We start from the raw sequence: 19,221 nt of genomic DNA, 5'->3' as shown, positions 1-19,221 counted from the left end.
ATTGGTTTAAAATCCATCTGTTAGCCTCTTCCTTTTCGGTAAGGTCGAAATATTTAACTTCCGAGCAGTAAAAAAGTTAGTAGCTCCAACAGCCCATTGCTGCCATTCTTTCGCACCCACAAATGCCATTTTTCCATAATTGGAAATATGAGCTGCATCAACCTTTAAATCTTCCCACAAGCCTTTGAGATTATAACCCTTAAAATTAACCAGCTCAAAAAAGAAATCCACATTATCCCCATTTTTAACAATATTATGTATCAAGGGATTAATTTTTTCTGCATCCTCCTTAGTGATCTTACCATAGATAGTAGCGGGTATCAAATTGCTTTTTTCTGTTTTGGTTATATGGATCATAGTTATGTCTGTCTTTTAAGTGATGTTATACTTGATTTCTCTTCCTTTAGTATAGGCTTCCCAACCTTCCTTTGCTGCATAAGGTACAATGAGCAGTGCCGCGACAGGATCTGCCCACCACCAGCCCAGCCAGTTAACCAATAGTAAACCGGCAAGAACAACTACGGTTTGGTATAGGCAGATAAAGGTATCCTTGGCATCGGCAAGTAAAGCTGGGCTGTCCAGCTTATGTCCATATTTTCTTTTGAAATAGATAAGAATGGGATTGATAATTAGAGAAATAATTAAAATGATTAATCCCATAGTACTCCAACTTGCAGTTTCCTGACTAAGGAGTTTTGTGATTGAATCATACGAGATGAATATGCAGACCAAGGTAAATGATACTGCAATTACATAAAGGGTGATCTTCTTGCGTTTTTTGACTTTTTCTTCGTCAATGCCCTTGAGCTCGCCATGCAGCCGCCAGCCTAAAGTGGCCGCACTTATCACTTCTATTGTACTGTCCAGTGCCCATCCTATAAGAGCAGAACTATTGGCAGTTATTCCTGCAATTAGAGATACTATTACTTCAATGGTATCATAAATGACATTCCATATTTGAAGCGTTCTTGCCTTTTTTAAATCGTTTTTTCTTTCCGTTTCCATAAACTGATTTTGGTAATCTCCATACTATATAGTTCCATTTTCACCTCTTTTTTATATGCTTCCTTGCTCTTCAAAAATTAAACACCACTACATTTCTCACATATTCCCTTTACTACCAGGTTTACATTTTCTGCCATATATCCCTCTGGCAGGTTAATATGTGGAATCTTATGATCGGTCAAACAAACAGTTTCATCACAATTATTGCAATGAAAGTGGATGTGTAAGTCCTGTTCTACTTCGCAATTACAATCACTTTCACAGAGCGCATATTTTGGTATGCCTGTGCCATCATCTATTTGATGCACAATGTCATTTGCTTCAAATGTGCGTATTGTTCGAGATAATGTAGCCCGGTCTGCTTTTCCAAAAGCATTCTCAATTTCGGTAAGGGTTACAGCCCTGTCTTTTTTGGCCATAAATTTATAGATCAGGATACGCATGGCTGTTGGCCGAACTTCGTGTGCCTCTAAATTTTTTTCGATATCACTCATTTCCATCATTATTTAATCCAGATCGATTCAAAGATTCTCCGGTTTTTATTCGGAAGGCATCTTCAATATCTGAAAGATAAATAATTCCATCACCGGGTTCAGTTGTTTTTGAATTCTCAAGTATAATATCGATTGCTGATTGTGCTTCTTCATTTTGACATACCAGTTCTAACTTTACCACCGGGCTGTCGGTTACACGGAAATCCAAAGAAGGCGATGCGCCTTTTGCTTTAAATGCTCCGGTCCCTTCTCCCTGGGAAAGGGTCATACTTTTAAATCCGCTTTCACTAAGAGCTTCAATTACATTTTGAACTCGTTTCGGTTTTATAAATGCTTTTATTTCTTTCATTGCTGTAATATTAATTTTAGTATTAAGGATGAACCCTCTGGAATTTTAATTAAGACAAACATTTAACAGAGAGTCCATCCATCTAATTTTTTTAATTTAATGACCATGGGAAGTCTGGCTTTTCTGCATTTCAGAAACCAGATAATAGGCATTATTATAGGCAACCAACGTACCTTCAGGCAGAGGCTCCAGCAGTTTAATTTCAACCCAACCATCTTCATTTATTCCCGTTCTAACCTGCACTGGTTTCAATTCCCATTCGGTTTCACCATCTTCCTGGTGTTTTTGGGCCGTAAAGATGTAAGGATTTCCTTCTTCTTCAATTATTGCTTCTTCCGGTAAGGCAGGAACAGCTTCTTCACCGGTCCTGATTTTTCCGTTTATATACATCCCCGGAATTAGAAAATCTTCTTTATTATCGATTTCTGCATGCACATGTACCGCTTTGGGGTTTTGTTCAAATTGTTTCCCCACTGAATAAATTTCCCCGGTTAAATTACTGCCTGGAACCGATTCCAGTGTAAACTCAATCTTTTGGCCTTCTTTCACCTTATAAATATCTTTTTCAAAAACCATTAGATCGGCATGAACATGTTCATTATCAACTACCATAAACATGCTGGTTTGCGGCTCCACATACTGTCCTATCTGCACCAGTACTTTTTCTATATAACCTCCAATTGGGCTTACTACCGGAATATATTCATATAATTCACCGTCTCTAACCTGGGAAGCATTTAGGTTTAACTGGCGCAATTGCGATTCGTACCCCCGCACTTCACCTTGTACAGACTGGTAATCTGCCTGGGTTTGTTGAAAAGATTTTCCAGATCCTACCTCTGCTTCATATAAACGTTTCTGTCTTTCAAATTCCTTTTCCAAAAATTGCATCCTGCTATATGCATTAATATAATCAGACTGCATTCTGGTTAAATTTGGGTGAGAAAGATAAGCCAGTACCTGACCTTTATTTACCTTATCCCCCTCAATAACCTTTATAGAAGTTATATTACCGCCTAAAACTGCCGTCACGGTAGCCTCATATTGTGGCGGCACTTCTAACTGGCCATTGGCTTCCACAATACCGGACAAAGCTTTTTTAGGTAAGGTATCTACTTTAATCCCCAGACTATTGAATTTCATTTCTGAAAGATGTACCGAACGCATCCCACCTTCTTCTTCACCGTGTTCTTCATCTCCTTCCTCACCGTGATTTTCACCTTCTTCGGTATTAGTAGTTGCAGTTTCACTGGAAGCGTCATCCCCTTCCTCAGGATTTTCTTTACATCCAAAGAATATGCTGAGCGTTAAGGCAAGCATTAAAATATTTATTGATCTTGTATTCATATCGATTTTCTTATTTTAATTTTTAATTTGAATTCTTAAGGTAATATTCCAGTTGGTAACGGCTGTCGAGATAATCATTAAAAGCACTCCAGGCATTTACCTCAATTCTAATGGCATCTCTTATATTTTGAAGGAAAGTTATATAATCTATAGCTCCCTCTTTAAATGCTAATACTGACCCTTCCTGTTGTTCCTGTGCTAAAGGAAGTGCTTCATCCCTATAATAATTCCATGAGTTTCTCCATTTGATATAGTCTTCACGCATATTTTTATAGGCGGTTTCCAGTTCGATTTTATCCTGATAAAAGTTTTGCTCTGCAATCTGTCTATTTACTTGTGCTTCCTGTGTACGGCCTAATTCCGGCCCAAAAAACAGCGGAATTTGAATTCCTATTTGATATTGGAAGAAACCCGATTGCCCGGCTATTTCCTGCCTACCGTACTGACCCTGAAATTTGGGCAAAAATTCAGATTTTCGTTCTCTGGTAGCCGCTTTGGCAACATCTATCCTTTGTTCCGAAACCTGTAGCAACGGATGATTTTCAAGCGACTCTACCAGAAAGTTTAAAGGTTCGTCTAAAGTTTCAACAGGCAAATCTGGTACATCATAGATTGTGTCACTAACGAACCATAGGTTTAAACGCTGTATTGATTTCAGGTAATCTCGGTACGATTGTTCCAGCTGTATTTTAACCTCGTTCGCCTGGTTGGAGGTAGCAAGATATTCCAATTTGGAGGTGGCCTCTGTTTCATACCTGATTCTTGCAGCCCTTTCAATATCTTCAAAAATTGAATCCATTTTTCTATAAACCTGGAATGTCCTTTTAGTTGTATAAACCGAGGCCCAGGCCCTGCTTACTTCACGTTCAATTTCAATAGTAGATAACTCTAAGGCACTTTCAGCAAGGGCAACCCTTTCTTTCTGCAATTTTAACCGGGGGGCAATTCCAAAAATATCAATGCCTTGCTGTTGGACGCCAATTTGAGTATAGACCCCATTAGAGCCATTTCCTACTTCTTCTTTTCCTGTAAAGATTTGGGTATTTCCAAAATCATAGGCGGTTTTACGCAATACTTCCTCACTTTCAATTTCAAGTTGAGCAGCTTTTAATTGCGGAAAGTTTTGGATTGCCATTTCTTTAGCCTCTTGCAAACTAATAGTTTGTAAAGAATCCTGTTGTGAATATTCAGATGACATTGCATCAGATTGTGCATTTACAGAAAAGGTTCCGCCTAAAACAAAGCCAATTATCAAAATCGTAGCTAAAGATCGTGAATTGGAAGAACCAAGCTTGTTCTGTTCCTTTTTCTCCCGTCTCTTCTCTACAAATGTATAAAGGACAGGAAGAACCACCAGCGTAAGCAAGGTAGCCGTAAGCATACCACCTATAACAACTGTAGCAAGTGGTTGTTGAACTTCTGCACCGGCAGATGTGGAAAATGCCATTGGTAAAAAACCGAAAATATCTGTTGTTGCTGTTAACATAATAGGTCGTATTCGTTCTTTGGTTCCTGTAAAAATTCTATCTCTTATACTGGTTACTCCTTCTTCTTTTAAAGAATTGAATCTATTTATTAGTACCAGTCCGTTTAAAACTGCAACACCAAACAGAACAATGAAGCCTACACCTGCGGAAATGCTAAATGGCATACCTCTTAACCAAAGGGCAAAAACACCTCCGATAGCAGCCAATGGTATCGCCATATAGATCATGATAGATTGGGAAAAAGATTTTAAGGCAAAATATAGAAGCACGAAAATCAGGAATAAGGCTATCGGTACCACAATCACTAATCGGTCTTTGGCACTCTGAAGGTTTTCGAACTCCCCTCCATAAGTAATATAATAACCTGGTGGCAATTCTAATTCCTCATCTAATTTTTGCTGAATGTCGTTCACCACAGACTCTACATCCCTTCCCCGGGCGTTTACACCCACATAGGTTCTTCTGTAGGTATCATCTCTTGAAATTTGCATAGGCCCCGGAACATACTCAATATCTGCTATTTCTTTTATAGGCACCTGAGTTCCGTCTGGAAGATCGATATACATACCACGCAAATCATCAATATTCTTTCTATGATCTTCATCAAATCTTACTACCAGATCAAATCGTTTTTCTCCTTCAAAAATGACTCCGGCTGTTCCTCCTGCAAAAGCTGTACTTATGTAATCATTGGCTTTTTGGATATCCAGTCCATATTGCGCAATTTTATCACGGTTAAATTTAACGGTCATTTGTGGGAGGCCTGATGTTCGCTCCGCGTTTACGTCTCCTGCACCAGGCACGGTTTGGATAATACTGGCCATTTCCTGTACCTTTTCCGACAACACCCCCAGGTCCTCTCCATATAGTTTAACCGCAATATCTTCTCTAACCCCCTCTAATAATTCGTTGAACCTTAATTCTACAGGTTGCGTAAACACAAGGTTTACCCCAGTAAGTTCTTTATTGAGTTTTTCCTTGATTTGCGCTATAAGTCCTTCTTTAGTTTCAGCGGTTGTCCAATTATCCTTATCCTTTTCAAGAATCAGGTACATATCTGCTATATCCATCGGCATTGGATCTGTTGGGATGTCCGCTACTCCAATTCTTGCTGTTGCTGTTTTAATTTCAGGAAAATTTTCTAGAAGGATATTTTCTATTTTTTTGGAAACTTCAATAGACTCTGTTAATGAACTTCCTGGTCTGATTAAAGCCTGCATGGCGATATCCCCTTCATCAGTTGAGGCACAAATTCTCCTCCCATTCTGGAAAAAAGGAAACCGGCTAATACAAGTAGAACAGCAGCAGCACCTACAACAATGAGCTTCAGTTTTAATGCCCCTTTCAGTAAAGGCATATATACCCTTTGTATTCCACCAATTATCTTATCACTTATCCTTTCCAGCCAGCGTTCAAACCTTCCAAACCAGTTCTTTTTATTCTGAATGGGTTTCATAAATAGGGCAGACATCATAGGGACATAGGTAAGGCATAAGAAAATAGCACCTATCATGGCAAAACCGAAAGTGTACGCCATCGGCTTAAACATTTTACCTTCTACCCCCGTAAGAAAAAGTATAGGCGTGAATACAATAAGAATTATAATCTGTCCAAAAAATGCGGAACTCATCATCGTGCTCCCAGCATCATAGGCTACTTCATCCATTTTAGCCTGATTGAATTTCACCTTGCCAGATCTTATCCGTTTTTGTATTTCATACACGGTTCCCTCGATGATAATCACTGCACCGTCTATAATGATTCCAAAGTCAATAGCGCCCAAACTCATTAGATTGGCCCAGACATTGAATTGTTTCATTAAAATAAAAGCAAAAAGCAGTGATAAGGGAATAGTGGTAGCAGTAATAAGTCCACCTCTTAGACTACCTAATAACAATACCAGGGCAAAAATCACTATCAATGCACCTTCCAGTAAATTTGTTTTAACAGTATCGGTTGTTCGTGCTATTAATTCACTCCGATCAATAATTGGCTCTATGGTCAAACCTTCAGGAAGTGACTTTTCAACTTCTGCCATCCTATCTTTAACATCCTGAATTACGGCATTGGGATTGGCGCCTTTTAACATCATTATTATCCCGCCTACGGCTTCCTCTCCGTCTTGAGTGAAAGCTCCGTAGCGTACCTGATTTCCAAACTGAACATCTTCCGCAACATCTCCAATAGTTATCGGAATAGAATTTTCGGTAGTAATAGCAATTTTCCTTATATCCTCCAGTGAACGGATTAAACCTTCACCTCTAATAAAATTTGACATTTTATTTTTCTCAATATAAGCTCCACCGGTATTCACATTGTTTCGGGCCAGCGCCTCATAAACCTCAGAGATACTTATACCCATACTGTTTAATTTCTCAGGATTGATTGCTACCTCATATTGTTTTATGGAGCCTCCAAAAGAATTTACTTCCACCACACCTTCCAGCAAGGTAAGTTGTCGCTTGATTATCCAGTCCTGAATAGTTCGTAGTTCCATGGGAGAATATTCAGTTTCGTATCCCTCCTTTGGCTTTATGGTATACTCATAAATTTGACCCAATCCGGTTGAAATAGGTCCCATAGCAGGACTTCCAAATTTATCGGGAATGGTTTCTCCCAATTCATTAAGTTTTTCCTGTACTAGTTGACGAGGGAGATAAGTTCCCATATCATCTTTAAAAACAATAGTAACTACCGAAAGTCCAAACCGTGAAATAGAGCGAATCTCTGTAACTCCAGGTAAATTACCCATCGAAAGTTCTACGGGATAGGTTACAAATTGTTCAATATCTTCTGTGGCAAGATTTGGCGACTGGGTGATCACCTGAACCTGATTGTTAGTAATATCTGGCACCGATCCCAGGTTGACGGTCATCATGGACCAAATACCCGTCCCTATCAGCGCTAAGGTAAGTAGTCCAATAATAAATTTATTATTAATGGAAAATGCGATTATCTTATTAATCATATAAATAAAAATTTAATTCAGTTAAAATTCTTGATAATAATTTTGTGCCTAACAAAATCTATCAATATGACCAAGGATCTAGTATGAGAACCAGGATTTGGTCAAAAAAGGATATAATTATCCTTTAAAAAAACTGAATTAAACTTTTGGAGGATCTAAAAAGGAAAGTATAGGTTCTTCCACTGAACTATCAAAATGAAGAAAAGCTTTTGATGGAATTTCCGCAATCAAAGCTTTGAAATTTGAAGAACCAAAATCTACTGTATGCACATGGCAGCAATGACAACTACAAAAAGGAGGGCATAAATCCACTACTTTATCATGTGAATGGTCGAAATCTAAATCCTGGGCAGCAATCACTGTTACTTCTGAATCAGAATTCAATTGTGAAGTATCATTATCATTACAGGCTAATAAATTAAGCCCGAGTACATAAAGCGATAATATGAGTGCCATTATTTTCACATTACAAAGATAATTAAATATGCATGCACAGGGTATGCAAAGTAAACCATCAGCCTCTATTATTTTTTTAAATTGGTGGGCAAGATTCAGTTCGGTATGAACAGTAAACACAACAAATACCTCCTTTTGGTTTTAAAACCGTTTTACAATTCCCACCCTCGTAAAAAATTGGCAAGATTCTACTAACATTACTTCTCTTTTTTTGCCCACATTCAGGATAGGTGATTTCTGATTTTAATATAGTAGTTTCCATTAACTTTTTCTTTTGTCCGTTACCTTATAACGTGTTGTGTTATTTGTTTGCTAAATTTCCATATCGCTTGTTCCAGCAATTAGTGTCAAGACAGATATTCTGAGATACGGCGGGAACACTCATTTTAAGAATGTCAGCTATATCGCAAGGGCACAATTCATTCTCTATGTTCAACAGGAATAGGATTTTCAGTCGTACCCCGCTTTCCGCAAGAGACAGAATTTTGCTTATTGCCTTAAAGCCGTCCGAATTATTATATTGTTTCCTTGGAAGACGATATTTGCTTCTTGTCCCCTTCATTCCGTGGAGAAGTTATTTCTAGGCTCATCTTTTTTTACTCAAAGTAACAACAATTATATATTTATCGTATGATTTAACAAAATACTTGAATAATAATGCAAATAACTGTAAACTTTTAAACAATCCTTGGTTTTTAAAATCCTTTAATCAAATCTCATCCAATGACTTTCGGTGTTTGTCCACAGATTTCTTAAACTGCGTGGGTGCTATTCCCATTACTTTTTTGAACTGATTGCTTAAATAGGCAACGCTACTATAATCTAGTTTAAAAACTATCTCACTTAAAGTCAATTTATAATAATCAATGAATTCTTTAACACATTCAATTTTCTGGTTGATGATGTATAACTCAAATGCTATGCCTTCTACAGCAGAAAAAAAGAGCTAAGGTACTTATAGTTAAGATGTAATTTTTCACTTATAAATTCTGGCCATTTTATATCGAGTAACTTATTGGAGTGGTGAATTTTTTCCACTACCAGGCTTTTCATTTGTTCAATGAGTTGACTTTTTCGATCGGTTTTTAGACTAAAACCAGAATTCCGAAGTTCTTTTTTCAAAAGGTTTTTGTTTGTTCATTTAATTCTTATTCTAAATATACTTCACCCAGTTTGATGACACTGTAAGAAATTTTCAACTTATCTAAGATAAACGCGACTGAGCTTATACAGCGTGCACACACCATATTTTTAATATAAAGAGTTGGAGTTATAAAGTTAATTACCGGGACCATAGAATATTCTTAGTCTGCCCAAAAATGCGCAAAGGAGCCACGAATCCACCAATAAATTGTAGAAAGTATTCGTGGATTAGTGGCATAATATAATATAAATATGTCTTTAAGGTAAATTCATTAGGCCCAAACATCTTAAATTATTTAGAAGTACCCGCATTATTCTGGTCATTTAAAATGGAACTTAAATTGATAACTCGATAAAGAGTATTAATCATAATTTAGGTTTTAAATATATACTCTAAGCCATAAAAGCAAAAGAAATGGCAGCAAATAAGGCTGCGAAAAATAAAATAACCAAAGCAAGAATACCATAAATTTTATCTTTTTTAGAAATAGTATCTTTCTTGTATTTTGTCTTTTTCCGGTTTTTATTTTTTCTTCTATCTCTTCTATTTGCACTCATTATATTATATTTATATGATTGGTAAAATTGTCCAGTTAAGAGTTATTTCTTATAATTAGCTAAGAATCAAAAGATATGATCGTCCTAATTTTATTAAGTAACCTCAGGCAAAAAACCGCCCTGAAATTACTTTAAACGCATATATGAAAGTGAAAGGAAAGAGTAGTTTTTAAGGACTGCGAAAGCACAAAATATTATAGATTAAGAGCATCAAACTGGCAATTGACCAGTTGCGACCTCAAAAACATTGAGGTAGTTTTCAAATAGGTTCAAAAACTAACATAGCCTGCTAAATCGTAAATAAAAACCCGGCCTAAACCGGGTCCCAGTTACAATTAAGCCAGATAAGCTTCACAAGCTTCTACACATTCTCTACAAGCCTGCGCACAATCCTTGCAGTGTTGATGATCATGCTTATCGCATTCATCTGCACAATCCTGACATACCTTTTTACAATATTCAACCAGGGCATTCACATCGCTATAACTCGTGGCTAAAATTTGATTTAAAGCAGCACAGGCTTCAGCACATACCCTGTCAATTCTAATGCAATCTTTCATCATCTTTACATTGTCTTCATCAAGACAGGCATCAGCACAATAATTGCAATGGTTAATACAATTTCCAAGTGCATTAATTAATTTTTCATTTCTCATAATATTGATTTTTAATGGTTTATGTCGAAATTATAAACTAAAAACCAAAGTGGGTTTTAAAATTATGCTAAGATCTTTCAATTTTAAAGGTATTTAACAAAGTCCTTAAAATTTTAAGGCTTTTTTTCTTCTAATTGTGTCCATTTCCAGCCATCCTGCAATAATAAGGTCTTGAAAAATCTACGTTTTTTCATAAATTTTTCTTCTATATCTTTTTGTTCTATAGTGGTAGACACCAAGCCGTGTTCCTGCAAAATTGCAACCGAAATTTTTGCAGTATTTTTTTCTTTAATATTGATATGGGTAACTTCAGATATAATTTTAAAATAATTTTCAAAAGCTACAATCAAAGGCCGAATATCTTCTAAGGGGGGCTGTTTTTCCTTTTTTATTTTATGGGTAAGGATAACTAATGCCTCGTATAGGCGCGCCAGTTGCAAAACTACATTGTTACTTTGATTTGGGTTGTGGAAATAATGAATAACCGGATATGTTCTATGATGCTGGCTGTATTTAATAATAGAGTCGGATATATCATCAATTTTATTCGTCAGTCTTGAAAAGTCTTTTTTATTCCAGGAATTAAGTACAATTTCTTGCGGTGTGCTTCCTAAGGTACTAAGTTTTATCCCCAATTTTTGTTGGTCTATAACTGCTGAAAGAACGGGAATAAAATAAGTTACCGACATAGTAAGAAGAATAAGACCTGTAAAGGAATAAATAGTGGTTAGTAGCCTCCAATAATTTCCTGCAGCTATAAAATCACCAACGCCCAGGGTGGAGAGGGTAAAACCGCTATAATATATTACCTCCAATAATCCTGCAGTGGTCTTGGTGGAACTTTGAATTATTGATCCAGGATTGGAATATAAGATCAAAACCATACTACTCCACAGGGCAAAGACCCAAATTATTACAATTGCAATAAGCAGGATATAACCTGCATGACTCAAAAATTTTGAACTTCCGTCTTTGCCAGAAATATTTAAAAATCCTTTCCAGAAAAAATGGGAAAACCGGCTGGTCAACCACCCCCCACCCTGTAAGGAAAGAGTTGTTTGAATAACATCTAACACAATTAATAGATAAATAAGTATGCCTAGAATTGAAAGAATGTTCATATTGTATGCTTTAGTTTATTTGACCTAAGTAGTCTCTTGAGCAGCTAACCTGGTTAAACTTCCATACCAAGGAAAACTTAGATCATATCAAGGCTTTTCCGGTCTTTTACTTGTAACTTCCTGTAACCTGAAGGGGAAAGTCCCGTTGCTTTTTTAAATGAAGTTGAAAGATAGGCGGCTGAAGAATACCCAAGATTATCTGCAATCATCACGATACTCCAATCATCGTAATTTAAAAGCTCTTTTACGCGTTCAATTCGAACCGAGTTGTAAAACTGCTGAATACTCTGTCCCTCTCTATCTGTAAAGATGTGGGTTATATGGCCATAATTAAGGTGCAGGTGTGAATTAAGCATAGTTGATAGTTTATCGTTTGAAGTGCCTTCTGAATAAACCTCTTTAATAATTAAAGATTTTATCTTGTTAATTAATTTTTCATTACGGTTTTCAATGATATCGAACCCTAATTTTTCAAATTCTGTTTGTAGTTTCTCTTTCTCAACAGCAGAAAGCTTTCTTTCTAAAATTGCCTCACCAAGGTTTACCGCGGAAAAAGGAATATTCAAATTATTAAAAATTTCCTTTACGGCCATAATGCACCTTTGGCACACCACATTTTTTATGTACAATTTTTTTACTTTCATTCAAAACTTTTGAGCAACCTGCAAGGCCCGAAAACCAAGCAAATTATTCTTACAGCTTATTTAATTGTTTCTTCAACTCTGCCACATTTTAACATTTTATTTCCGTAATATGGGTTAAAAATATCTTTTGAATTTGAATACCAATAGTCTCCTTTTCCTTCAAAAGCCATGGGGCAGTATTGCTTATAGATTTCTCCAGAGGCTAATGCATTCCTTAAAACAGGTTCCATAGCTTCTGTAAGTTTAGAAAAAGCTTCCCGCTACTTATTTATATTACCGTTTTCTGCAATTTCATTTGCCATAGCCACTATACCTTTCTTATTGGCTGCGGTTTTTGCAAGTTCTGCTGCTTTTTCACTAGCGGCTTGGGAATTGGTATTTACAAACGCATCTTTAATATCTATATAGAGGTTATAGACATCAGAGGTTTTTTTATCCTTAAATTCAGCTTGCAATCCTTCATCCTCATAGCCTTTTGCTTCAGCATTTTCATCAATGTTTGGCTGGTGCATTTCATTTTGCATTGGCTTTGGGGCATCCTTTGTGTTTCCGTCATTTTTACAAGAAAATATCGCTAAACTTCCAGCAATGAGACTTAAAACTGTTATGCTTCTAAATATTTTTTTCATTTTCCGATTTTATCGTTATTAATGTTCAAAATTAGGTTTGTTTGATTTTTTTTTGAAATTTTCTTACCAATGGTGATGAAATATACCAGAGTAAAAAACCGCTCAAGACAGTAATGAGGCCCATAAGAGAAAAAATACGTAGTACAAGGTTATTAAAATCGTCCCTTCCTTCGTAATCCATAGTATGGGTCAACCACAGAAAATCGAACCAACGCCAGTCGCGATAACGCACCGTTTTAAAACTTGCATCGGTAGCACCCACATAAGCTTTTAGGTTTTTAGGTTGGGCATAATTAATAACATAAGCCGGAAAAGATCCACTACGGTATTCATGATGATCCCCGACTTCGTTGATTTTTTCTACTGAAATTATTTCAAAATCATCTTTTACATACCGTTGCGCGATATTCCTGGCATCTTCTTCTGAAATTTCATCGATAACTTTGCCATCTTGTGCGTGTACCAGTTTTTCATTATTTACAAAATAGTAAGGCTCGCCAGAAACTTCTTTTAAACTAATACTATGAATTTTCATTTCCGGAATGAGCGTGGAAATGCCGGCGAGATTTTCAAAATTTGAGTTCTCGGGTGGTAATTTTTTAAATTGATCTCCGTGAATTTCATCAATATCAGTCCAGCTGAAATACATCCCGCTAATGGTCCATATCAAAAACTGAATTCCTATAAAGATTCCCAGGTATCGATGGCCTTTACGAATTTTCATAGCTGTTTTTCTCTTCACCATTCTAATTAACCTTTATATATTAGATTATTCTTTTTACGTCTGCGATTTCGTTTGCGTTCACCTACGTTAATCAATTACAAATTTACTTTTAGTCGTTAAAGATCATTTATACAGTTCACTATAGGATTTAATATCCGTCTCACTAATTTTTCTTACAATATTTGTTTTATTTATTCCATTTCTATCTGAGATACCCATTGATAGTAACAATTCCTTCAAACCCTGAATGGTGTTTTTATGATAATTAGCCACTTTGTATTTTTTATCCTCAACTACCAAAGCTTTTACCCGCTTTGTATCCATAGTGGTAATACCGGTGGGGCAGGTATTTAAATTGCATTTTAAAGACTGGACACAACCCAGGGCAAACATCATGCCCCTAGCACTGTAACAAGCATCGGCTCCAACGGCCAAAGTTTTATAAACATCGAAAGAAGAAATTATTTTTCCCGCAGCTATAATTTTAATATGCTTACGTAGCTTATATTTTTTTAGAGTTATATCTACAAAGTGAAGCGCCTCAATTAAAGGTGTTCCGCCCCAATGTAATCCATCCATGCTTGCAGCCCCAGAACCACCTTCTGCTCCATCTACCGCAATAAAATCTGGAAAATTATTTTCTTTATTTTTTGAAAATATTTTAATCATCTCATCAAATTCCTGTTTTAAACCAATACAGAGTTTAATCCCTATAGGTTTTCCAGAGGAAAGATCACGTAATTCTTTGATAAATTTAAGCAACTCGTTAGGGTTACTGAAAGCACTGTGGTGCGCCGGGGAATGAATCTCTGTATGTGCTTCAATATCCCTATATTCTGAAATCTCCCTGGTATTTTTACTGGCAGGAAGTATAGCACCAAAACCTGGCTTAGCTCCTTGTGAGATTTTAATTTCTATCATTTTCACGAGTTTATCTTCAGCTATTTTTTTAAATTTTTTAGCATCAAAATCCCCTTCCTTATTCCTGCAACCAAAGTAACCCGTGCCAAATTGAAAAATTAAATCAGCTTTGTATTTCCTGTGATATGGGGTTAAACCTCCCTCTCCTGTATTTTGTGCAAAATTTGCAATTTTAGCCCCAGCATTTAATGCCAAAGTTGCATTTTTACTTATAGAGCCATAACTCATCGCCCCGAGATTTAAAATACTTGAGCTGTAGGGTTTAGTACAATTTGGGCCTCCAATATTAATACGAAAATTATCCCGGAATTCCTTTGACGGAAATGTGAATGCAAAAACCGTTCTCGGCCAACACTCTCATAAGATAACTGGGTGCCAAAGGGCTGATTCTTGTTTGCGTTTGCGGCCCGCTTATAAACGATTTCTTTCTGGATCCAGTTGAAGGGCATACCCTCGGTGCGATTAAGGAACAAAGCTTCTTGCAAAACGTGGCGTTGTTCTTCTAAAAGATTGGTAAGCCTACCAAATAAAGGATAATTACGCTGTATGTTGTCCGCTTTTTGAAAATAACCTTTAAAGCCCAAAATATAAACAGGAAGCAGTAAAACCGCTACCCACCATAAATTCGGCTGCCACAATATAAGGATTGTGAGCACTACCACGGACACTAAAGAACCTATTAAAAAAGAATTTCTCATAAATGCAATTTAATGCGAATGTCCTTCGTCTTTGCTATTCTCATTTGTTTTTTCAGGTTCCAGGTAGTTGCCCTGTGGTCCTACGCCTTCAAGGTAAACTAATTGCGAGCCATAGTGCCCAGCTTCTGAAACTGAATAAGCTGAAAAAGCCAGCACCAGAAAAACTAAAATTTCAAAAAGGCGGTTCTGTTTAAGTAAAAACACGCTCACCAATTTTAAAGTAGCCGCGATGGCACTGGAATAGATAGTCCATTCAGCAAATTTATCGTGTTGTTCCAGCACACTTTTGGCTGTTTCAGTTAAATCATGTGTATGAGGATGGGCATATACCCCGGCAATATAAGCTCCCATAAAGCCAACACCCACCATAAGCAAAATCACCCAATCCATATTAGGTTTTAATATAAAAATTTGGATAAGTTGTAAAATTACCCCAAAAATGAGTAGGACAATAGGAAAATGAACAACCAAAGGATGCAGGTTTGGAAATTCGTCCAACCCGGCTTTCACTTCATTCTTGTGCTGTTCTAAATTTTCTTCATTGGTTTCTTTAGACTCCAAATCTTGAGCAGGAATTGAATCCTTTTCAATATTTCGTTCTTCAGTGTTTGAAGGGTGTTCGTGGCTTTCATGATTTTCCTGAGCCTGTACCATAATTGGCACCAAAGAAACCAGGCATATGAGAAAAAAATTTTTCATCTGTTATCTTTTTTTGGTTATTAGAAATATGTCATAAAGCAAGTAGGAAAGAAAATGGAGAGGAATCGAAGTTTTCAACTAATTAATATTAAGACAAAATCCCTCCATTTTCAAAAAACTTTGATCAAATATGTTGTTTAATGATCGTGACCTCCTTCAAGATCCATATCCTAGTCGTGATCCATTTGCATATCATCTTCTTCCATCATCCCTTCATCCTGCATTTCCATATCATCCATATCGTCATGCTCTGTCTCTGTGGTTTCCCTACAGGACATTAAAGAAAAATTAATTCCTACAATAAAAACGAGCAACAGTATAAATTTCATATTTTTCATCTGGTTAGTTTTAAAAACGTCTAACTATAATTTTGAAATAATTTTTTCGAGTTTCCCTTTTATTTCCTGGGCAACTTTTCCCAAAGCTTTATTTTCTACAGCCTGCATCGAGGCTATAGGGTTAACGGCCGCAATTTCAATTTGGCCCGATTCTTTCTCCTGAACTATAACATTACAAGGCAGCATGGTGCCAATCTTATCTTCGACCTCTAATGCCTTATGGGCGTAAGGCGCATTACATGCTCCCAGGATGCGATAGTTTCTAAAATCCACATCCAGTTTCTTCTTTAAAGTGCCAGTAACATCAATTTCAGTTAAAACGCCAAAGCCTTCTTTTTCCAGTTCCCGGGTTACCTGATCAATTACCTGCTCAAAATCTCCTTTTACCTTTTTATTAAAATAGTATTTCATAAGTCATTTTCTTTTGAGATTATTTTTTTGCTCTTCAAATTCTTCTTTACTTATTTCTCCCTTTGCGTATCTTTTCTCAAGTATTTGTATAGGGCTATCGCCTGTTCTCTGATTTTTACCTAACCAATTACTTAAGGGCAGAAAGACTGCTGCCACGACAATAAGCCCTATTACAATCCACCAAAACATCATCATTATCCCCTAATTATGGTTTTGGATTATGTTCATGTTTTCCGGCTTCTTTTTTGGAATCATCCCCTTTCTTTTTATCCATATGTTGCTTCATTCTTTCCATCATCTCGGGATCATCATGCATTTTTTCCATCATTTCCTGCATCATTTGCGGGTTTTCTTTCATTTTTTTCATCATCCCCTGCATCATTTTTTTTCTGAATCCAGGATCATTCTCCATGGAATGCATCATCTCATGCATCATTTTTTCTTTCATTTCCGGATTTTCCTTCATTTTCTTCTTCATCATTTTCCCCATCATTTCTTTCATTTCAGGATCATCCATCATTTTCTCCATGTGGGATTTCATCTTTTTTTTCATCCCCGGGTTCTTTTGCATCATGGCTTTCATTTTGCCAGATTCCATCATTTGCATATGGTTTTGCATCATGAGTTTTCTTGCCCCTTCGTCTTGTTGTGCCAGATCAATAAATTCATTGAATTGGTTTGGGTTCGAAATAATTTCCTGGTAAACAGCGTTTCGATTGTCTGGAACATCCATTGCTTCAGAAGCGTTAAATGTTGATTTACAGCTTACCAATGTTCCTACTGCTACTATAATCATTAAGGTTTTTACAATTGTTTTCATTTTACTTTGTTTTAGAGTTAATAAAATTTTCATCGTTCAGTTTATTTTTTATAATTCCCTTATCCTGTCCTTTCTACACTATTTTAAAGTTTCTCATCATGCCCATATCCTCATGCTCCAGATTATGGCAATGGTATAGAAACAATCCTTTATAGTCTTCAAATCGCATGATCAAATCCATTTGCATTCCTGGTAAAAGATAAACGCTGTCCTGCCAGCCTTCGTTGATAAAACCGTCTTTGGTTGCTTCCCAAAGCTTATCATCTACCTTATCAGCGTTTCGGTTTAAGATGTTGAATTGTAATTGGTGGATATGAACAGGATGTGGCATTTGCATCATATTTCCCATGCCTCCCTGACCGCCCATCATTCCGCCGTTGCCATGCATTCCGCCGCCCATCATTCCGCTGTCATCATCAGGATCTGAAGAAAACTGGTTTCCATTATTGATACGCCAAATTTCGGTAGTATCTAATTTCACGGTCTCTTCTTCGGCTACTTCGGTGCCATTATAGGTGCGACCGTTAATGGTCCATTCCATCATTCCGCCCATAGCGAAGGTGAAAGTCCTGGGATTGTCTTTATTGATGGCATCTGTGGCCGCCAATGTATTGAAAGAACTGAGCTCACCAGGTAATTGAGCATTGTTTTCTGCGAAAGCCCCCACATTTATTTCCAGAATATCAAACTGAGTGTCATAAGGCAAGTGATTGCTACTGCTATTTCCCATCATCCCGCCATTCATCATGCCACCACCCATCATGTCCAGTGGGATAGGTAAATGGACCAGTTTAATACGACTATTTTCTGACTGTTGAGATAAATCCAACCATACATCTACCCGCTGCGCTGGCCCTAAAATTAGATAGGGCAATTTTTTTGGCGCTTCCAATAGCCCCCCGTCCACACCAAATACTGTGATAGGTTCACCATTGTCCCACGCCAACTTATAAGCCCTGGAATTGGAACCGTTTAAGAGCCTTAAACGATATTTCCCGTTTGCGCCCAGGTTCAGGGTATTATCAATTTTACCATTGATCAATATTTGCTCACCTAAAAAACCCTGCATTCGATCCATCTCTCCATCGCCCAGGTATTGGAGCTGTTTATTATCATTAAAAGTCCTGTCCTGGATCACCACGGGAATATCATATTCACCCTGGGGTAGATTTAATTTTCCTTCTTCTTTATCAGATACGATAAACAATCCTGCCAGTCCCTTATATACCTGTTCCCCGGTATGTTTATGCGGATGTGGGTGAAACCAATACGTTCCAGCCCTGTTCATTACTTCAAATTCATAATAGTAGGTTTCGCCTTCACTTATTACATGCTCTGGGTGGCCATCATTCTCGTGAGACACGTGCAGGCCATGCCAGTGCACAATAGATTCGGCCGGAATCTGGTTTTCATACCTCACCCTAACCTTATCCCCTTTCTTTACCCGAATAACAGGTCCTAAATAGCTACCCTCTATATTTTGTAAATTATCTTCGCTACCTTTTATGATAGATGCTTTATAGGAATATGTTTTGGTACTACTGTTTGGATAGATGCTGGTCTGGGAAGGTAATGCGGTAAGTTGTAGATCTAAATCGGCAATAAAATCCTTGTCCATTTTATTTACGGTCTCAGGATGCCGGGTGGAGGTATCCGATTTACAGGAGGCAAAAAAAGGCATTACATAGAAACCTGCTGCTGCCAGGCTTGCAGTTTGTATAAAATTCCTTCTGTTTACGTTTTTTTTCATCAT

24 protein-coding genes and 2 pseudogenes are annotated in these 19,221 nt (G+C 37.0%); all 26 read right to left on the bottom strand.

All coding sequences use genetic code 11. The features are described 5' to 3' along the window. Window positions 1-6: 6 nt before the first annotated feature. The 26 genes and pseudogenes from INR75_RS12875 to INR75_RS12770 all read right to left on the bottom strand — a co-directional run bounded on the left by INR75_RS12875 (window position 7) and on the right by INR75_RS12770 (window position 19,221). On the bottom strand, window positions 7-357 hold the full coding sequence (locus tag INR75_RS12875) for an STAS/SEC14 domain-containing protein (protein WP_231563351.1): 351 nt from the start codon (window positions 355-357) through the stop codon (window positions 7-9). Window positions 358-372: 15 nt separating this feature from the next. Next, window positions 373-1,005 carry a cation transporter gene (locus INR75_RS12870; RefSeq protein ID WP_037321285.1) on the bottom strand — a complete coding sequence of 211 codons (633 nt, stop codon included), beginning with the start codon at window positions 1,003-1,005 and terminating at the stop codon, window positions 373-375. A 77-nt stretch (window positions 1,006-1,082) separates the two neighbouring features. Further along, window positions 1,083-1,499 carry a Fur family transcriptional regulator gene (locus tag INR75_RS12865; RefSeq protein ID WP_037322438.1) on the bottom strand — a complete coding sequence of 139 codons (417 nt, stop codon included), beginning with the start codon at window positions 1,497-1,499 and terminating at the stop codon, window positions 1,083-1,085. Next, window positions 1,492-1,848 (bottom strand): P-II family nitrogen regulator, encoded by a 357-nt coding sequence (locus INR75_RS12860; RefSeq protein WP_133549898.1) that lies wholly within the window; start codon window positions 1,846-1,848, stop codon window positions 1,492-1,494. Before INR75_RS12860 ends, INR75_RS12865 begins: the two co-directional genes overlap by 8 nt. Window positions 1,849-1,944: 96 nt before the next feature. Then, window positions 1,945-3,195, bottom strand: a complete 1,251-nt coding sequence (locus INR75_RS12855; protein ID WP_243729709.1) for an efflux RND transporter periplasmic adaptor subunit — start codon at window positions 3,193-3,195, stop codon at window positions 1,945-1,947. 22 nt (window positions 3,196-3,217) lie between these two features. Next, on the bottom strand, window positions 3,218-4,330 hold the full coding sequence (locus INR75_RS20490; RefSeq protein ID WP_255584707.1) for a TolC family protein: 1,113 nt from the start codon (window positions 4,328-4,330) through the stop codon (window positions 3,218-3,220). Between the two features lie 225 nt (window positions 4,331-4,555). After that, a pseudogene (locus INR75_RS12850) lies at window positions 4,556-7,650 on the bottom strand (efflux RND transporter permease subunit); the annotation flags it as partial. A gap of 138 nt (window positions 7,651-7,788) precedes the next feature. Beyond that, complete coding sequence (locus INR75_RS12845) at window positions 7,789-8,106, bottom strand: DUF6660 family protein (RefSeq protein ID WP_243729645.1); 318 nt, start codon at window positions 8,104-8,106, stop codon at window positions 7,789-7,791. 76 nt (window positions 8,107-8,182) lie between these two features. Continuing rightward, window positions 8,183-8,368, bottom strand: coding sequence for a GDCCVxC domain-containing (seleno)protein (locus tag INR75_RS20485; RefSeq protein ID WP_093302947.1), 186 nt, complete (start codon window positions 8,366-8,368; stop codon window positions 8,183-8,185). A 93-nt stretch (window positions 8,369-8,461) separates the two neighbouring features. Then, window positions 8,462-8,696, bottom strand: a pseudogene (locus tag INR75_RS12840) (ArsR family transcriptional regulator); the annotation flags it as partial. 119 nt (window positions 8,697-8,815) lie between these two features. Beyond that, on the bottom strand, window positions 8,816-8,995 hold the full coding sequence (locus tag INR75_RS20630; RefSeq protein ID WP_339654132.1) for an AraC family transcriptional regulator: 180 nt from the start codon (window positions 8,993-8,995) through the stop codon (window positions 8,816-8,818). A gap of 647 nt (window positions 8,996-9,642) precedes the next feature. Beyond that, window positions 9,643-9,807, bottom strand: coding sequence for a hypothetical protein (locus tag INR75_RS12835; RefSeq protein WP_166636578.1), 165 nt, complete (start codon window positions 9,805-9,807; stop codon window positions 9,643-9,645). A 335-nt stretch (window positions 9,808-10,142) separates the two neighbouring features. After that, window positions 10,143-10,463 (bottom strand): four-helix bundle copper-binding protein, encoded by a 321-nt coding sequence (locus INR75_RS12830; protein ID WP_034892172.1) that lies wholly within the window; start codon window positions 10,461-10,463, stop codon window positions 10,143-10,145. A 113-nt stretch (window positions 10,464-10,576) separates the two neighbouring features. Beyond that, window positions 10,577-11,584 (bottom strand): potassium channel family protein, encoded by a 1,008-nt coding sequence (locus tag INR75_RS12825; protein WP_133548496.1) that lies wholly within the window; start codon window positions 11,582-11,584, stop codon window positions 10,577-10,579. A 77-nt stretch (window positions 11,585-11,661) separates the two neighbouring features. Next, a complete protein-coding gene (locus tag INR75_RS12820; protein ID WP_243729642.1) occupies window positions 11,662-12,177 on the bottom strand; it encodes an AraC family transcriptional regulator in 516 nt (171 codons plus the stop codon). 107 nt (window positions 12,178-12,284) lie between these two features. Next, complete coding sequence (locus INR75_RS12815) at window positions 12,285-12,458, bottom strand: DUF3347 domain-containing protein (RefSeq protein ID WP_133548494.1); 174 nt, start codon at window positions 12,456-12,458, stop codon at window positions 12,285-12,287. Between the two features lie 30 nt (window positions 12,459-12,488). Further along, window positions 12,489-12,857, bottom strand: coding sequence for a DUF3347 domain-containing protein (locus INR75_RS12810; protein ID WP_133548493.1), 369 nt, complete (start codon window positions 12,855-12,857; stop codon window positions 12,489-12,491). A gap of 31 nt (window positions 12,858-12,888) precedes the next feature. Beyond that, window positions 12,889-13,602 (bottom strand): hypothetical protein, encoded by a 714-nt coding sequence (locus tag INR75_RS12805; RefSeq protein ID WP_223089104.1) that lies wholly within the window; start codon window positions 13,600-13,602, stop codon window positions 12,889-12,891. A 102-nt stretch (window positions 13,603-13,704) separates the two neighbouring features. Next, window positions 13,705-14,730 carry an FMN-binding glutamate synthase family protein gene (locus tag INR75_RS12800; protein WP_255584533.1) on the bottom strand — a complete coding sequence of 342 codons (1,026 nt, stop codon included), beginning with the start codon at window positions 14,728-14,730 and terminating at the stop codon, window positions 13,705-13,707. An 11-nt stretch (window positions 14,731-14,741) separates the two neighbouring features. After that, window positions 14,742-15,200 (bottom strand): hypothetical protein, encoded by a 459-nt coding sequence (locus tag INR75_RS20480; RefSeq protein ID WP_255584532.1) that lies wholly within the window; start codon window positions 15,198-15,200, stop codon window positions 14,742-14,744. Between the two features lie 9 nt (window positions 15,201-15,209). Beyond that, window positions 15,210-15,899 carry a DUF2231 domain-containing protein gene (locus INR75_RS12795; protein ID WP_081891337.1) on the bottom strand — a complete coding sequence of 230 codons (690 nt, stop codon included), beginning with the start codon at window positions 15,897-15,899 and terminating at the stop codon, window positions 15,210-15,212. Window positions 15,900-16,069: 170 nt separating this feature from the next. Beyond that, a complete protein-coding gene (locus tag INR75_RS12790; protein ID WP_156100710.1) occupies window positions 16,070-16,237 on the bottom strand; it encodes a hypothetical protein in 168 nt (55 codons plus the stop codon). A 24-nt stretch (window positions 16,238-16,261) separates the two neighbouring features. Continuing rightward, the gene (locus INR75_RS12785; protein ID WP_223089103.1) at window positions 16,262-16,648 is read right to left on the bottom strand and encodes a DUF302 domain-containing protein; all 387 of its coding nucleotides are present in this window, start codon (window positions 16,646-16,648) and stop codon (window positions 16,262-16,264) included. A 3-nt stretch (window positions 16,649-16,651) separates the two neighbouring features. Beyond that, window positions 16,652-16,843, bottom strand: coding sequence for an SHOCT domain-containing protein (locus INR75_RS12780; protein ID WP_034892159.1), 192 nt, complete (start codon window positions 16,841-16,843; stop codon window positions 16,652-16,654). A gap of 10 nt (window positions 16,844-16,853) precedes the next feature. Next, window positions 16,854-17,468: a hypothetical protein gene (locus INR75_RS12775; protein ID WP_057481172.1), complete on the bottom strand. Its 615-nt coding sequence runs from the start codon at window positions 17,466-17,468 to the stop codon at window positions 16,854-16,856. Window positions 17,469-17,541: 73 nt separating this feature from the next. Further along, window positions 17,542-19,221 carry a multicopper oxidase family protein gene (locus INR75_RS12770; protein ID WP_037321878.1) on the bottom strand — a complete coding sequence of 560 codons (1,680 nt, stop codon included), beginning with the start codon at window positions 19,219-19,221 and terminating at the stop codon, window positions 17,542-17,544.

This window comes from Zunongwangia sp. SCSIO 43204, assembly GCF_019904275.1.
GTDB lineage: Bacteria > Bacteroidota > Bacteroidia > Flavobacteriales > Flavobacteriaceae > Zunongwangia > Zunongwangia mangrovi.
Note: the sequence above shows the minus strand (reverse complement) of the source record. Positions and strands in the feature narration are given on the sequence as shown.

Excerpts from the sequence above, each read along its gene's own strand:
- INR75_RS12810 (WP_133548493.1), bottom strand. The coding sequence starts at position 12,857 with ATGAAAAAAATATTTAGAAGCATAACAGTTTTAAGTCTCATTGCTGGA.
- INR75_RS20490 (WP_255584707.1), bottom strand. The coding sequence starts at position 4,330 with ATGGCAATCCAAAACTTTCCGCAATTAAAAGCTGCTCAACTTGAAATT.
- INR75_RS12845 (WP_243729645.1), bottom strand. The coding sequence starts at position 8,106 with ATGGCACTCATATTATCGCTTTATGTACTCGGGCTTAATTTATTAGCC.
- INR75_RS12875 (WP_231563351.1), bottom strand. The coding sequence starts at position 357 with ATGATCCATATAACCAAAACAGAAAAAAGCAATTTGATACCCGCTACT.
- INR75_RS12795 (WP_081891337.1), bottom strand. The coding sequence starts at position 15,899 with ATGAAAAATTTTTTTCTCATATGCCTGGTTTCTTTGGTGCCAATTATG.
- INR75_RS12820 (WP_243729642.1), bottom strand. The coding sequence starts at position 12,177 with ATGGCCGTAAAGGAAATTTTTAATAATTTGAATATTCCTTTTTCCGCG.
- INR75_RS12815 (WP_133548494.1), bottom strand. The coding sequence starts at position 12,458 with ATGGAACCTGTTTTAAGGAATGCATTAGCCTCTGGAGAAATCTATAAG.
- INR75_RS12830 (WP_034892172.1), bottom strand. The coding sequence starts at position 10,463 with ATGAGAAATGAAAAATTAATTAATGCACTTGGAAATTGTATTAACCAT.
- INR75_RS12800 (WP_255584533.1), bottom strand. The coding sequence starts at position 14,730 with ATGAGTTATGGCTCTATAAGTAAAAATGCAACTTTGGCATTAAATGCT.
- INR75_RS12835 (WP_166636578.1), bottom strand. The coding sequence starts at position 9,807 with ATGAGTGCAAATAGAAGAGATAGAAGAAAAAATAAAAACCGGAAAAAG.
- INR75_RS20480 (WP_255584532.1), bottom strand. The coding sequence starts at position 15,200 with ATGAGAAATTCTTTTTTAATAGGTTCTTTAGTGTCCGTGGTAGTGCTC.
- INR75_RS20485 (WP_093302947.1), bottom strand. The coding sequence starts at position 8,368 with ATGGAAACTACTATATTAAAATCAGAAATCACCTATCCTGAATGTGGG.
- INR75_RS12860 (WP_133549898.1), bottom strand. The coding sequence starts at position 1,848 with ATGAAAGAAATAAAAGCATTTATAAAACCGAAACGAGTTCAAAATGTA.
- INR75_RS12805 (WP_223089104.1), bottom strand. The coding sequence starts at position 13,602 with ATGGTGAAGAGAAAAACAGCTATGAAAATTCGTAAAGGCCATCGATAC.
- INR75_RS12780 (WP_034892159.1), bottom strand. The coding sequence starts at position 16,843 with ATGATGATGTTTTGGTGGATTGTAATAGGGCTTATTGTCGTGGCAGCA.
- INR75_RS12870 (WP_037321285.1), bottom strand. The coding sequence starts at position 1,005 with ATGGAAACGGAAAGAAAAAACGATTTAAAAAAGGCAAGAACGCTTCAA.
- INR75_RS12865 (WP_037322438.1), bottom strand. The coding sequence starts at position 1,499 with ATGAGTGATATCGAAAAAAATTTAGAGGCACACGAAGTTCGGCCAACA.
- INR75_RS12775 (WP_057481172.1), bottom strand. The coding sequence starts at position 17,468 with ATGAAAACAATTGTAAAAACCTTAATGATTATAGTAGCAGTAGGAACA.
- INR75_RS12855 (WP_243729709.1), bottom strand. The coding sequence starts at position 3,195 with ATGAATACAAGATCAATAAATATTTTAATGCTTGCCTTAACGCTCAGC.
- INR75_RS12790 (WP_156100710.1), bottom strand. The coding sequence starts at position 16,237 with ATGAAAAATATGAAATTTATACTGTTGCTCGTTTTTATTGTAGGAATT.
- INR75_RS12825 (WP_133548496.1), bottom strand. The coding sequence starts at position 11,584 with ATGAACATTCTTTCAATTCTAGGCATACTTATTTATCTATTAATTGTG.
- INR75_RS12785 (WP_223089103.1), bottom strand. The coding sequence starts at position 16,648 with ATGAAATACTATTTTAATAAAAAGGTAAAAGGAGATTTTGAGCAGGTA.
- INR75_RS12770 (WP_037321878.1), bottom strand. The coding sequence starts at position 19,221 with ATGATGAAAAAAAACGTAAACAGAAGGAATTTTATACAAACTGCAAGC.